Consider the following 13358-nt stretch of genomic DNA (forward strand, 5'->3'; position numbering starts at 1 on the left):
TTAATTCAGTGAGAATTCACGGATTTGGATCCAAAATCGGGTGAAAATCTTCGCTTCTTCTGCCTCTAAAATAGCTAATCTTTCTTTAGCCCCCGGATCCAGGCGGAACATTTCCGCACTCATATCCGAAAGGTGGCCTTCTTCTTCTAAAATCAGGTTGGTTAGGCGGATGGGGGAACCAGTTTTGTCCAGAATCTCGTCGTACGCTGCATAGACGACCATGGCTCGTTTTTCAATCACCGTAGTGGTGTACAAATAAGCAAGGTAGGTAAATTGTTTTGGGTCGGGGAAAACTTTCTTTAGGTTTCGGCGTACCAATGTGTCCAGTTTTGCGAAATAAATTCTTGCCGCTGTTCCCCGGACGAGTGCGGAGTTTTGGTATCCCGATTGGAAACTGGGTTTTATGGTACGGGCTGCTTTTTTAAAGAAGAAGGCATGCCTTGCTTCTTCGGTGGCATGTTTCAAAATCATTTCCGAAGTTTCTTCACTGGATTGAGTGAGAAGAATTTTTCTCGAACCCAAATGTTCTAAGAGAGAAAGTGTATTCAACCAAAGAGCATGGTTTGTTTCATTGGCAACGATATCGGAGAGAACTTTTGGAATGGAATCATTCGAAAGTAAAGTAGCAGAACCCATAAATCCAAAATCTGAGAGATTGTTCTCTCGGCTAGTCTTTCTTCAGTGGAATGGTGAGTTGGGCAATGGTTTCCCCATCTTCATGGTAGATACGAAATTGGTCTGTCGGCAGACCTTCTCCTTTGAGTAGAATGACACAAAGGGCAATTCCAATTCCTTCTCCTTCTGAATTGTCTCCTCTTTCGATATAGTATTCCATGATGTCGTTATAGTTTTGCGCATGCAGTAGGGAGTTTCGAATTTTTTGCATCTCGCCGCGTACGAGGGTTGTATTGTTTCTGACATCAAACTTAATTTGGTTTTGATTGTGTTCGATTTTGACATGAACATAGAGTTTTTTTTCTCGTGCTAATGGTTCAAATGAATTCCCCCGGCCAGATAGGATGAGACTTTTGTACATCCTAACACCTAACTCATAGTCGGCGGGAGAGTGGATGTCTAGTTGGTTTTCCAAAAAGAACAATCTTTTGAAATTGGCTTTGAAGCCATTGAGGATTAGGTCTTTCACGATGGTGAAAAGAATGGCGGATAAGTCAGAGATCCCATATTTTTCTGTAAGTGCATCCAGTATGATTACCAAGTTCTCATCCAATACTTTGGATGCACCATAGATTGCCATTTCTATGGGTTGGGATCGGCCTACCCAATCCTTTACTTGTTCTGGACGAAACGGTTCCATTAAAAAATATATTGGCTCGGAAACAAGGGATTGGATTTGGATTTTTCTTCCACAAGCATTGTTTGTAACTCTTTTCTTAGACGTTCTGTAATGGAATCTAGCGTTTTCTTTTTGTCCTCTTTATAAGAACTTAAATACTCATTGATCGTAAATGGTGTTCCGAATCTAACGACTGCTTTGTGTGGCCGTGCTCTAAATTCCCCAAAAAGTTCGTTTTCATAACGATATAAAAACTCATACAATCGTTCCGCACTCGGTAGTTCTTTGATATAGGCGGTTTGGATGGTGATAAAGTCGTAGGCTTTGGTTGCCGCTTTTCTTGCCCAGGTTGCCATCTCAAGGCTTGGCAGTTCGCCATTCGGATCGGGCATTCCCACAGAAACCATTTCAAGGACACTCAAGATCCTTCTTAATTTTTCTATCGCATTGGCGTCAGCATCCCATTTAGGAATGTTGGCTTTTCTTGCAATGTTGTCGAGCATGGCATGACGCATTCGTCCGAGCCTATAATCAAAGTCATCGACTCTTCCCTCTTCGACAGGAACTCCATATTCTTTTTCCTCTCTTTCAATCATTCGTTTCCCCACAGATAAAAATCTATGGACAATATCTTTTCCGGTTTTTTCTATCCCTAACTTTTGTTCCATTTTGGTTATGGTTTGGTCGATGTCTTTTTGCATGGAATCGATAGAACCGGTCATTCTGTACTTAACGAAAGTAGGTAAAATCCAAATTTTTGCTTCTGGATCTTTTTTTAGTGCATCATCCAAACCCCAAAAACCTAACTGGGCCACTCCCGGTTGGAAGGGAAGTAAGGTATCGTTCATTCCACTTGTGGGTTCTCCTTCTGGAAAAAGGGCAAGTTTTCCCCCTTTGGAAGCCAGAATTTCTCTAGATGCTTTCAGGGATTCTCTGTCGGGTGCACCAGCTAACACTGAAAAGGCTCCGATGGATTGGATAAAATCACCAACAAATCCATAGGCCCATTCGAATACTTCTCTTGCCGCCATATAATGAAAACGAGAACCCATAAGATTGGCCGCATGGTAAGCAACCCCGGGTTCTTTAGTGGTAGGGTGATTAGAGATATAAAGGAGTCGTTCTTTTTGAAAGGATTTTAATGTTTTTTGGTCGGTACTTGATATCTCGATGGATTCCAGATTGTGGAGCATTTTATTGAGAACGGGAAGGGTCATATCCGTAAACCATAAAGCCGGGAGATTGAACTTTGCAGGGATAAAGGATTTGATTGACATAGGACGAATGCTAACAACTTAATCAAAGGAAGCAAGTACGAATTCACATGGCACTTATAGAAGAACTCAACCAACAAGGCAATTTTCTCTTCCGATGGCGCTCCTACATTCCAGGAGTCATTTTGTTCCTTTCCCTACTGTATCTACCGTATGTCCCTTATTTTCAAGGTAACTATAACTCCAATTTATATTGGCTTTGTGGTGCATTTTTTGTAAGTTTTGCGGGACTTTTTATTAGATGTTTTACGATCGGATACACACCTAAAAACACTTCAGGTAGAAATACAAAACAACAAGTGGCAGATGTAGTAAACCAATCAGGGATTTACTCTTTGGTAAGGCATCCTCTTTATGTAGGGAATTTTCTGATGTATCTTGGCCCAGTTTTTATCCTACGGGATTTTGCTTTTGCACTCGTTTACATCATGTTCTTTTATCTATATTACGAAAGAATTATCTTCGCTGAAGAATACTTCCTTCGTGGAAAATTTGCAAAAGGGTATTTGGAATGGGCGGACAAAACTCCTGCTTTTATTCCAAGGCTTTCCGGTTATATAAAACCCAAATTAGGTTTTTCTTTCCGCAATATCTGGAAACGAGAATACCCAAGTTTATTTGGAATCATCGTTGTGTTTACTGTTTTTGATCTAATCCAAGTTTACTACCAAGAACCGACACTCCGTGCGTTGGACATCACTGGAATTTGGAAACCTTTCCATACTTGGTTTTTTGGATTTGGTTTAATCTTTTATGTAGTCACTCGTCTCATTGTAAAGACCACCAAACTTCTAGAAGTCGAAGGTAGATAAACCTTTATGAGTCGGTTGTCCAATGGTTGGAAGATTCCTGAGTCTCTTGACGACAAAAAAGAACTTATGGAATCTTACCAAAAAACGGTAGAGAGTATGGAGGCGGAAAATCCGCTTACCATCTTTCGGGAACATATGGACAATGGACTTTTGTTTAAAGCAGGACTTCAAGATGCCACAAACCAACTCACAACATTCGCCAATTTGTATATGAGTATCATCGAACTAAAAGCAGAAATCCAAAAACAAACCAAGAACAATGTGACTTGAGTCCTTGTTTGCCGGAGAAACCTTCACTGGTAGATTCCCAAACAAATCCGTCTTTTTTTAACACTAGCAAACAAGAAACAAATTACTTACCAAAGACTGGTTACTGTATTTCTTTAAGTTCTACTTCAGAAAAACAACCTTCTGTGGAAAGAATTTTGAATTCTGATGTTAGGATATGGATATTTTTTGGATAGTTTGTTTCTTTTTGAAATTTGGGAAGTTTGGATAGGGGAATTGAAACTTCAGATTTATTTTTTTCTTCAAATCGGTAAACAAATGTTAGTTCGTCTTTAGGCATTCGCAGCTCTTTATCTACGTTGATACTTTCCCGTAATAAAAATCGCATTTGGAATGCAGGTAGTTTTTCACCGGGACAAGCAAAAACAATCAGGTTTTGAAACTGGCGAGGTAAAAATTGGGTTCCATCCCAAAAATGTGACAATTTCATTTCTAAGAAAAAATCAAAATCTTCTTTAGCGTTTTGTTTCTTTCTCCAGACAGTATCTTTATCTTTGTCTAATAAAAGATGAAGTCCACCAGATCCGGTAACATCTTCGATTCGAAACGGTGGGTTTTCTTTGTATTGGTTTATACTTTTTTTTGTACCGGAAAATAGATAATAGTTCCCGAAGAGAACAAGAGAAATGGCGAAGAGAATGGGAAGGACAATTACAGGTCTCATATGAAAGAAAAATTTATGTTTACCAACAAAATGGGCTACTTCTTTTTTTATGAATCGATTCGAAAGGAGCTCAGATGAAAATTGGGATTCTCGGTGGTACTGGCCTCATTGGTACATCGCTCATTGAAACAGCGGTCCGTAAGGGACACCGTTTCCGAGTGTTTTCAAGAAAAACTTCCTTACCTCCCGAACTTTCTTCCTATCCCGAATTGGAATTTGTTTCTTGTATTCTCCCACAAACCGCAGACTTAGAAGGTTTGGATGTTATCGTTAATTTAGTGGGAGAGCCAATAGCAGGCGTTAGATGGACAGAAGAACGCAAACGACTCATCAAAATTTCTCGCGTTGATTTTACGAGAGGACTTGTTGCTCGTGTTTTGGATTTAAAATCTCCACCAAAAGTTTTTATCAACTCCAGTGCTGTTGGGTATTATGGAATGACCGAAGGAACTCACGAACCATTTACTGAAAGTTCCGCACCGGGTGACGACTTTCTTGCCAAACTTTGTGTGGACTGGGAAAACCAAACTCTGCTATTGAAATCAGCAGGCGTTCGTTCTTTGGTTTTGCGAACTGGAATCGTTCTATCTCCGAAAGGGGGAGCTTTGGAAAAAATGATCCCGCCTTTTTTGCTGGGAGTGGGTGGTTCTATCGCTTCTGGAAAACAAGGGATGAGTTGGATCCATATATTGGATTTTATTTCTGCCATGTTACACTTAATGCAGTTAGAATCAGCACAAGGTGCTTATAATTTAGTTTCTCCAGTTCCTGTCAGTAATGAAGAGTTCTCCAAAGTTTTGGCAAAAACACTAAGACGTCCCAATCTTTTTAAAGTCCCTTCTTTCGCCATACAGGCGCTCTATGGAGAAGGATCCGTAGTTATCACGAAAGGACAGTATGTGCTTCCTAAACGGCTTCTTTCGACGGGTTATGAGTTTCAGTTTCAAAATTTAGAAAAGGCACTCTCAAATCTTTTAGAAAAACAGTGATTTCTTCTTTTCAAAAGACAAGAAGGATGAGAGACTGGAGCCATCCTTATCTCGGAGTAAGAAATGAACTCAAAAAAAGTATTAGTCTCTTTATTCGCACTCTCCTTCGCATTCGTGATGGTAGCCTGTGGCGATTCCAAACCAAAAGAAGAAACACCAGCTGCTGTTGAATCTAGCGCTAGTGCGGATCCTGATCTAGCTAAAGGGGAAGAACTTTACCTACAAAACTGCTCTTCTTGCCATGGTGAGAAAGGTGCTGGTGACGGTGCTGCCGCTGCTGCTCTCAACCCAAAACCAAGAAACTACAAATCTCCTGCTTCTGAATGGAAAAACGGAAACACTGCTGCGGCCGTGACTAAAACTTTAAAAGAAGGAATCAAAGGATCTCCGATGGTTGCTTACGGACATTTGGGTGATGATAACATTCGCATCCTTGCTAAATACGTAGAACACCTTTCTAAAAATTAATCATTGTCTTTTTCGGTTCCGCCTACGGGTTGGGACCGAACACTTGTCTTTATGAACCAAATCATTAAAAAAGCCGATCGACCCACTTGTGATTGTGGGACCACTCGTAACGATGAAAATGCACGCAAAGTTGTGAAGTACTCCACCTGGGGAATGATCGCCATGGGTCTTGTCGGGATATCAGCTACACCAACAGATGTGTACTTTGTCTGTCGGAAATGCAAACAACCCTTCGGTCGAATGACGAAAGAAGAAAGAAAATCGAAATCCTAATTTTAGTTGACCCTCCTTCTCGGTGGATTTCCCTGGAAGCTAATGATGGAAGAGTTTAAGATTCGATTGGGATTTGAGAACGGGGGAAACCTCCCTGTGATTCACATTTCTGGCGAAATCACATCCGAAGCCGAAGAAGAGATTGTTGAATCTTACGAATCCATTCCAGCGGACAAACGCCTTCGTGTCATTTTGAACTTTTCTGAAACTTCTTATATCAACTCTGCAGGAATTGCCACCCTCATCAGCCTGATTACAAAGTCATCTGAGAACCAGGGGAAAATCGAATTTGCCGGACTCAATACCCACTTCCGCAAAGTGATGGACATTGTTGGTTTGACTGACTTTGTCCTCATTCACGATTCTCTTAATTCTGCACTCACCCAAGTCTAAATTATTCTAGATTCCTAACTTCCCTTCCGTAAGATAGGAGGGAGAGAGGTCTTTTCATGAGTGAAGTGGAATTCCACGTCAAGGGCAAAACATACAAATTACCGGTCATCGTTGGTACCGATGGAAAAGAAGGAATCGACCTAACCGATTTTTATAGAAAAACCGGCCTAGTCACCGTCGATCCTGGTTTGTTTAACACAGCCCTCGGTTTGTCGAAAGTATCTAGACGTGATCCAGAAAAAGGTGAATTGACCTATCGTGGTTATGACCTGAAAGAACTTGCCTACCAATCCACTTTTGTGGAAACTTCGTTTTTATTAATTTATGGAAACCTCCCCACCAAGCAAGAGTTAAACGATTTTTCTAGTCGCCTCTCCAAACACTCAATGATCCACGAAGATATGTTGAATCTCTTTGATGGTTTCCCGGGTGTCGCCAATCCACTTGCTGTTCTATCGGTGATGGTAACCTCTCTTTCTAGTTACTATTTGCAAGAATATGAAGAAAAATTGGATATGGGTGTGGACCTAATTGCAAGGTTACTTGCAAAAATTCGTACCATTGCTGCTTTCACATACAAACATGCCGTAGGACACCCGTTTGTTTATCCTTTGGATAAAAATCCATATTGCACCAACTTTCTTTACATGATGCATAAAATGCCTGCGGACAATTATACAGTTCCCGAAGAGTTTGATCGTATCTTAAACCAAATGTGGATTTTACATGCCGATCACGAACAAAATGTATCCAACACAGCAGTACAGGTAGTTGGATCCACACAAGCTAATCTATTTGCATCGATTTCTGCAGGGATCATGGCACAGTGGGGAGCTCGTGAAGGTGGACGTCCTACAGCGGCAATTGGTCTTATCGAAGACATCATCAAAACGAAAACACCTGTTAAAGATTATTTTGAAAGATTCAAACGTGGTGGTCTAAACATTCAAACCAATGGATTTGGACAAAAGGCTTATGATGTGGTGAGTCCTCGCGCACAGGTAGCTCGAGAAATCATTCGCGAATTCTACAAAGGTAAAAAGTTAAGTGCCGTGGAAGATGTAGCTCTCCAAATTGATGAAGTGGTTTGGAACGACTCCTATTTTATGGAAAATCTCCTCTATCCTAACTTAGAATACTACTCAGGGCTAGTATTTCACACATTGGGAATCCCTAAGAATATGTTCTCTGTCATGCAAGTGATCGGTAGACTTCCTGGTTGGCTTGCCCATTGGAGAGAACAAAGGATGAAGGGAGACTTCTCAAAAGTTCGTCCAAAACAAATATATGTGGGCGAAAACCAAAGAAAATACATCCCCGTTCAGAATCGTCTCTAGGTCAGTTAGACTAGAGTTCTCAATGAATTTCCGATGGTTCGGAATGGTGTGGTGTTTGGCGCTGATTTCCTGTATGCCGAAAGAAGCGCCTCCCAAGGTGGAAAGAGGGGTTCTCTCCGCCGAGTCGTATTTAAAGGATCAGGCAAAAACGATAGAACTTGCAGGAGACTGGGAATACTATCCCGGTCTTTTGATTTCTCCTGTAGAGTTAGAAACTTTGGACTCAACCCGGGAACCTCACTTCTTTGAAGTTCCCGGAATTTGGTCAGAGTCTTTTTTCAAAAGGGGATTTCTTGCAGGGGATGGGTATGCTACCTTTAGTCTGAAAGTAAACCATGGACATAAAGGAATCCCCCTTTCCTTAAAGGTCCCTGAAATGGAGACCGCCTACAACCTGTTTATTGATGGGGTAAAGGTGACGTCAAACGGTGTTGTATCCACTTCTTACCAAACAGGAAAACCAGAATACCGTCCTCGTATTGTCGATTTTTTTCCAAAAGAAAACCAAACTGCGATTCTATTACAAATCTCCAATTACCACCATAGAAAGGGGGGACCTGCCCAAGTGATCATACTTGGAAGAACCTCCGATATCCATAACAAATATGAATTCGCTATTTTACGAGACATGTTACTTGTCGGAAGCATTTTGTTTATGGGTATTTATCATTTGTTTTTATTTTGGAGCAGAAAAAAAGATCCTTTCACCTATTGGTTTGCGCTCACCTGTATTCTTGTCGCCTTACGGGTGTTTATTGCAGGGAATAAATATATCATTCAATTGTATCCCGACCTTTCATGGGAAATTCATTTAAAATTAAGTTACCTAAGTTTCTTTTTAATCACACCTATTTTTGCCAGGTACGTTTATTTACTATTCAAACCATATTTTTCAAGACGAGTTTATGAATTTTTAAAATATCTAGGTTTTGCTTTTTGTTTTATTGTTTTGGTCACTAGATCATCGTTTTACACGTATTTGATGGTTCCGTTCCAGATTTTTACTTTGGTGGGAGTTTTTTATGCATTCTTTGTTTTGACTAGGGCCATTCGTGATTCATTACCTGGATCTGTCATCTTTTTGGTTAGTTTTGCAATCTTTATTGCCAGTTTTATCAATGACATTTTGGTAAATAACCTAATCATTCATGGCCCTCTTACCATTCACTTTGGAATTTTTACTATGTTTTTTGTACAGTCCATTTACATAGCTAAGAACTTTTCTAAAGGATTTGTAGAGGCTGAAGATTTGGCTATTGAACTTTCAGATAAAAATCAAACGTTACAAGGTGTACAAAACCAACTAAAAGAATTAAATGAACGATTGGAAACTCGAGTCAAAGACAAAACAGAGGAACTACAAGGAAAACTGGATCAAATTGGAAAGGATATGAGACTTGCAAAGTCCATTATCCAAAGTGTCACTAAACTTCCTGATATAGATTCCTATCTAAAGGTAGATATTTTATACAAACCAATTGCAGAAGTTGGGGGTGACATTTATTTCGTAAAAAGAATTCAGGATTTTTATTACCGATTCTTTTTGGGTGATGCGACTGGTCACGGTTTGCAGGCGGCTCTTTATTCCATGATGATCCAATCGGAATTTGAACGTGTATCTGCTGTTGCTATGCGACCGAATGATTTGTTATTCTACATGAACCAACATTTTTATGATAAAAATGCGGATCTTCAGATTTATTTCCCGGCACTTGTGATGGATTTTGATTTCCATCAAAAAATCCTACGTTATGCGGGAGGTGGTGTCCAAAACCAAATCCACATGAAAAAAAATGGAGCCTTCACTAAATTAGAAAACACAGGTCCCATCATTGGAATTTTGGAACACTACCGGTACGGAATATTAGAATCCAAGGTGGAGTCGGGGGATCGCATCTTTTTGTTTACGGACGGTTTGTTTGAGGAGTTAAACGAATCAGACGGAGCCCAGGCTTGGACTGATTTGTTAGAGGTAATTCAAAGTACCGTATCTTTACCATTTGCGGAGGTAGTTCCCTCTATCCAAACCATGTTATTTCAGAGGATGAACAAATCGCAGTGGAAGGATGATTCCACTCTCGTTTTTATAGAAATCACCTAACGGACGATTGTGTTAGGTGACCTCTATAAAGTCAATTTGGCTTCTTATTTAAAGAATTTAGTTTGTCCAATTGTAATCAAAATTCTGATCTACCAATCGCCGGAAGACCCGCCACCCGCAGAATCACCCCCACCTCCGGACCAACCATCAGAACCACCAGAGGACCAAGAATCTCCCCCGCTAGACCAACCTCCGCCACTGTAAAAACCGCCCCCAGACCCACCGCCACCTTGGCCAAAACCAAGAACTCTCTTTAAAATCATCACTAAGATAAAAAGGAAAATCGCAACAAATAGAGCCGCCGTTCCACCAAAGATAAAAACTAACAGAGGATAGAGGACAAGTAATCCCACAATCGTAAATACTAGTCCACCAAAGGCAGGAATAAACATAGAAATGAATGTAAAAATTCCTCCAATGAGTCCTGAAGGTGCAACTTCAGAAAAACTATTGTTACCGGTAGTTGCAACATCATCTTCGGAAGGAGCATACTCTCCTCGGATCGTTGCCATAAGGGCATTGACTCCGGCAGTTACTCCGCCATCCATATCACCCGATTTAAAACTAGGCCTAAGTTCATTGCGGATAATCTGTTTTGCCTGTATATCAGTGAGGGCTCCTTCAAGACCTCGTCCCACAGCAATTCTCATCTTCCTTTCGTTAGGTGCTATGAGTAGAAGGACCCCATTGTTTTTGTTTTTTTGTCCTAATTTCCATTCATCAAAGATTTGGATTGAGACATCTTCTATCGTTTCATCGTGTAGGCTAGGGGTTGTATATACGGCAATTTGATTCGAGGTTTCCACTTCAAATTGTTTGAGATTCGATTCGAGTTGGTTTATTGTAGTTTCGGACAAAATTCCGGCATGGTCCATCACTCGTCTTTCGAGTTTAGGAACTGGGAAAGAAGAGAGTGTTGTCATGGTTTGCAAAAGAACCAAAACAAATAACCATCCTTTCGGTTGTTTAAGAATAGAATGCAATTTTGTATTTATAGACTTAGGGTTGATATTCATTACATCAATTTCCCACCGTCACGGATTTCGTTGGAGATTTCGTTTTTGTCGTCTTTCTCAATTTGGATATTGTATTTTTTAAGAAGATCACCACAAAAGAGAATACTAGAAACAATCCCTTCTTTTTTCTTATTGGACTTCATTCCTTCTACAATCAATCGAACTGCTTCATTCCACTCTGACTTCGGAACTACCTTGGCAATTTCTTTGTCCGGTAATACTCGCACGAAGTGTTCAAATAAAGAAATGTAGATTAAAATTCCTGTTCTATTTTTGGTTCTAAAAACTTCTTCATCTAAAAAGGCTTCTTTGGCTCTTAGGTCGACAAAGTATTGTTTGGCGCCCCTGGATACTAAGTTGATTCTGATTTTTGGAAATATAGATGTGATGGCTAACCCTAGAAGTGCTCCAACCCAAACCGAAAGAACGGCAAAAAAGGACTCACCACCCCAAACTAGACTGTAGAGATTTTGGGTTGTATAAAATGTAACACCACTGACTCCACCCATTAGAAAGGCTCCAAGCCAGGCCCATTCTTTGTAATGGTGTGAAGATTCTGCAAAAAAGGGAACGATTTCTGCGGAGGTTTTGGACTCTGCCTCTCCGACCGCTGACTTAATTTCATCCAAATCGGATTTAGAGAAATAACGTGCAAGTATACTCATGGGCAGAAGAAAACCAGGAATCCCACCCAAATCAACCAAAAAACCTAGATTTTAGAATCGATGACGATAACCAAACTTACTAAAAATAAGTGGAGGATACTAAAAAAGAAAAACCGTTTTGCGAGTAATTTATCTTGGGAAAGTTTCAATCGATACGCAAATACCAAAATCAAAATCGTGAGGAGGATTGCAGAAATGAGAAAGAGTAATCCCATCCGAGGATCTGCAAAGTAAAACCCAATGACGGAAGCAGAATAAGCAATGGCATATAAAAAAATTTGGTTCACAGTTTTCTGAATTCCTGAAACTACAGGCATCATCGGAATTCCAGCAAACGCATAATCATCTTTTAAGAAAATCGCCAATGCCCAGAAGTGTGCGGGTGTCCAAAGAAAAATCATGAGAAATAAAACCCAAGCAGGGATGGGAAGGGCATTCGCCATCGCAGCGTATCCGATGAGTGGTCCAATACATCCAGAAATCCCACCGATAACAATGTTTTGTTCCGTTCTTGGTTTTAGCCAAATTGTATATAGAAACACATAAGAAAGTAAAGCCGAGAAAGCACAAACGGCCGTTAGTAGGTTGACAAAGTAAGTTAAAATTCCAAATGCAAGAATTGCAACCGCAACTCCCAAACAAAGGGCAAAGACCGGTGAAATTTCCCCAGAGGGAATAGGCCTTTGTTTTGTCCTGTACATCACGGCATCTCTTTCTCTTTCAATGTACTGGTTGAGAATGAATGAGGCTGAACTCATTAGGTAAGTGCCAAAAAGCGTGATGAAAATTTCCCAGAAGGAAGGGTATCCGATAGTCCCTAAATACATTCCCGGAAGAACGGTAGCAAGGACAAGTACTGTGACTCTAGGTTTTGTGAGTTGGTTCCACAATCGGAACATTATAAAACCTCTTTTCCCTGAGACCTAAAATGATAAAAAGCAGCAATAAAACAAAACATAAAAACTAATACACCGTTTAGTGTATGTAAGCCGGTGATCAGTTTCGGGAGTTGATACAATACGTTCATCGCACCCAATAAAATTTGGAAAGAAACCAAATAAGCGGCAATTTTAAGGGATTTTTTAACTTTTTCGTTTTTTAGATAGAGGATTCCGTAAGCAGAGAGCGAAAGAACAGAAAGAGCTACCAAATAACCAAAGAACCTATGTTCCATTTGAAAGCGAATGGGGCCAATCATTTTGGGGAACCATTCTCCATTACAAGTTGGAAAGTCGGAACAAACAAGTCCTGCATAATGAGAACTTACTTTTCCTCCGAGAAAAAGTTGGTATAAAACTACAACGAGCGTAAATACAAAAAAATATTTGCCGGGCCTGTTCCATTCAAACGCTGAAGAGTTATCTTCGGAGATAAGCAATCGGACGGTCAGACAAGAAGAAAGTAACAATACTGCATTGAGTAAGTGTAAGTTAACGGTTGTTGGGTGGAGAAGCTTTGTGACAGTCAGTCCCCCAAGGATAACTTGTGAAATCAGGAAAAAAAGCGATAAGGTTGCCGCAATTCCCAATCGATCACGAGTCTCTTTATTTCTCAATACCCATATAAAGCCGATCCCTACGAGGATTCCCAAGATACCAGAATAGTATCTATGGCCCACTTCCATAAAAATTTGGAATGTAAATTCTGGCACAAACTTCCCATGGCACAAAGGCCAATCAGGACATGCCAACCCAGAATCAGTTGCTCTTACGAGTGGTCCGTAGAGAAGATTGATAAGGATCATAGCGGAAAGAATGGTGTAAAAACGTTTGAGTGTCATACGT

At 40.4% G+C, this 13358-nt stretch carries 16 protein-coding genes; 8 read left to right on the forward strand and 8 right to left on the reverse strand.

Annotated elements, in window-relative coordinates:
- The 3 genes from LEP1GSC199_RS04445 to LEP1GSC199_RS04455 are packed head-to-tail and all read right to left on the reverse strand — an operon-like array spanning position 1 to position 2571.
- Positions 1-636: a hypothetical protein gene (locus LEP1GSC199_RS04445; protein WP_002978390.1), complete on the reverse strand. Its 636-nt coding sequence runs from the start codon at positions 634-636 to the stop codon at positions 1-3.
- Between the two features lie 31 nt (positions 637-667).
- The gene (locus LEP1GSC199_RS04450) at positions 668-1315 is read right to left on the reverse strand and encodes a hypothetical protein (RefSeq protein ID WP_002978394.1); all 648 of its coding nucleotides are present in this window, start codon (positions 1313-1315) and stop codon (positions 668-670) included.
- Positions 1315-2571 carry a lysophospholipid acyltransferase family protein gene (locus LEP1GSC199_RS04455; RefSeq protein WP_002978290.1) on the reverse strand — a complete coding sequence of 419 codons (1257 nt, stop codon included), beginning with the start codon at positions 2569-2571 and terminating at the stop codon, positions 1315-1317. The genes LEP1GSC199_RS04450 and LEP1GSC199_RS04455 overlap by 1 nt, the downstream gene beginning before the upstream one ends.
- Positions 2572-2618: 47 nt before the next feature.
- Here LEP1GSC199_RS04455 and lmtA point away from each other — a divergent pair, with 47 nt between their 5' ends.
- The gene (lmtA, locus tag LEP1GSC199_RS04460; protein ID WP_002978153.1) at positions 2619-3380 is read left to right on the forward strand and encodes a lipid A Kdo2 1-phosphate O-methyltransferase; all 762 of its coding nucleotides are present in this window, start codon (positions 2619-2621) and stop codon (positions 3378-3380) included.
- A 6-nt stretch (positions 3381-3386) separates the two neighbouring features.
- Positions 3387-3650 carry a hypothetical protein gene (locus LEP1GSC199_RS04465; protein ID WP_002978399.1) on the forward strand — a complete coding sequence of 88 codons (264 nt, stop codon included), beginning with the start codon at positions 3387-3389 and terminating at the stop codon, positions 3648-3650.
- Between the two features lie 100 nt (positions 3651-3750).
- Here LEP1GSC199_RS04465 and LEP1GSC199_RS04470 read toward each other — a convergent pair whose 3' ends face one another.
- A complete protein-coding gene (locus LEP1GSC199_RS04470; RefSeq protein WP_002978539.1) occupies positions 3751-4332 on the reverse strand; it encodes a hypothetical protein in 582 nt (193 codons plus the stop codon).
- Between the two features lie 74 nt (positions 4333-4406).
- Between LEP1GSC199_RS04470 and LEP1GSC199_RS04475 the strand changes: the two genes are divergently transcribed.
- The 6 genes from LEP1GSC199_RS04475 (at position 4407) to LEP1GSC199_RS04500 (ending at position 9893) form a co-directional block, all read left to right on the forward strand.
- Positions 4407-5321, forward strand: coding sequence for a TIGR01777 family oxidoreductase (locus LEP1GSC199_RS04475; protein WP_002978208.1), 915 nt, complete (start codon positions 4407-4409; stop codon positions 5319-5321).
- A 63-nt stretch (positions 5322-5384) separates the two neighbouring features.
- Positions 5385-5789 (forward strand): c-type cytochrome, encoded by a 405-nt coding sequence (locus LEP1GSC199_RS04480; RefSeq protein WP_002978325.1) that lies wholly within the window; start codon positions 5385-5387, stop codon positions 5787-5789.
- A 51-nt stretch (positions 5790-5840) separates the two neighbouring features.
- The gene (locus LEP1GSC199_RS04485; RefSeq protein WP_002978254.1) at positions 5841-6062 is read left to right on the forward strand and encodes a hypothetical protein; all 222 of its coding nucleotides are present in this window, start codon (positions 5841-5843) and stop codon (positions 6060-6062) included.
- A 42-nt stretch (positions 6063-6104) separates the two neighbouring features.
- On the forward strand, positions 6105-6455 hold the full coding sequence (locus LEP1GSC199_RS04490; protein ID WP_039926089.1) for an STAS domain-containing protein: 351 nt from the start codon (positions 6105-6107) through the stop codon (positions 6453-6455).
- 56 nt (positions 6456-6511) lie between these two features.
- Positions 6512-7792 carry a citrate/2-methylcitrate synthase gene (locus tag LEP1GSC199_RS04495; protein ID WP_002978354.1) on the forward strand — a complete coding sequence of 427 codons (1281 nt, stop codon included), beginning with the start codon at positions 6512-6514 and terminating at the stop codon, positions 7790-7792.
- A gap of 73 nt (positions 7793-7865) precedes the next feature.
- Positions 7866-9893 (forward strand): SpoIIE family protein phosphatase, encoded by a 2028-nt coding sequence (locus LEP1GSC199_RS04500; RefSeq protein ID WP_002978220.1) that lies wholly within the window; start codon positions 7866-7868, stop codon positions 9891-9893.
- An 89-nt stretch (positions 9894-9982) separates the two neighbouring features.
- Here the strand turns inward: LEP1GSC199_RS04500 and LEP1GSC199_RS04505 are convergent, their stop codons facing one another.
- From LEP1GSC199_RS04505 to LEP1GSC199_RS04520, 4 genes are read right to left on the reverse strand one after another with little or no spacing between them, the layout of a single operon-like run.
- Positions 9983-10909, reverse strand: coding sequence for a TPM domain-containing protein (locus LEP1GSC199_RS04505; RefSeq protein ID WP_002978124.1), 927 nt, complete (start codon positions 10907-10909; stop codon positions 9983-9985).
- Positions 10909-11574, reverse strand: coding sequence for a TPM domain-containing protein (locus LEP1GSC199_RS04510; RefSeq protein WP_051999731.1), 666 nt, complete (start codon positions 11572-11574; stop codon positions 10909-10911). The genes LEP1GSC199_RS04505 and LEP1GSC199_RS04510 overlap by 1 nt, the downstream gene beginning before the upstream one ends.
- Before the next feature lie 44 nt (positions 11575-11618).
- Positions 11619-12473 (reverse strand): heme o synthase, encoded by an 855-nt coding sequence (locus tag LEP1GSC199_RS04515; protein WP_002978488.1) that lies wholly within the window; start codon positions 12471-12473, stop codon positions 11619-11621.
- Positions 12473-13354 (reverse strand): COX15/CtaA family protein, encoded by an 882-nt coding sequence (locus LEP1GSC199_RS04520; RefSeq protein ID WP_002978242.1) that lies wholly within the window; start codon positions 13352-13354, stop codon positions 12473-12475. The genes LEP1GSC199_RS04515 and LEP1GSC199_RS04520 overlap by 1 nt, the downstream gene beginning before the upstream one ends.
- Between the last annotated feature and the right edge of the window lie 4 nt (positions 13355-13358).

Origin of the sequence: Leptospira vanthielii serovar Holland str. Waz Holland = ATCC 700522 (genome assembly GCF_000332455.1) — a bacterium.
GTDB classification, from domain to species: Bacteria; Spirochaetota; Leptospiria; order Leptospirales; family Leptospiraceae; genus Leptospira_A; species Leptospira_A vanthielii.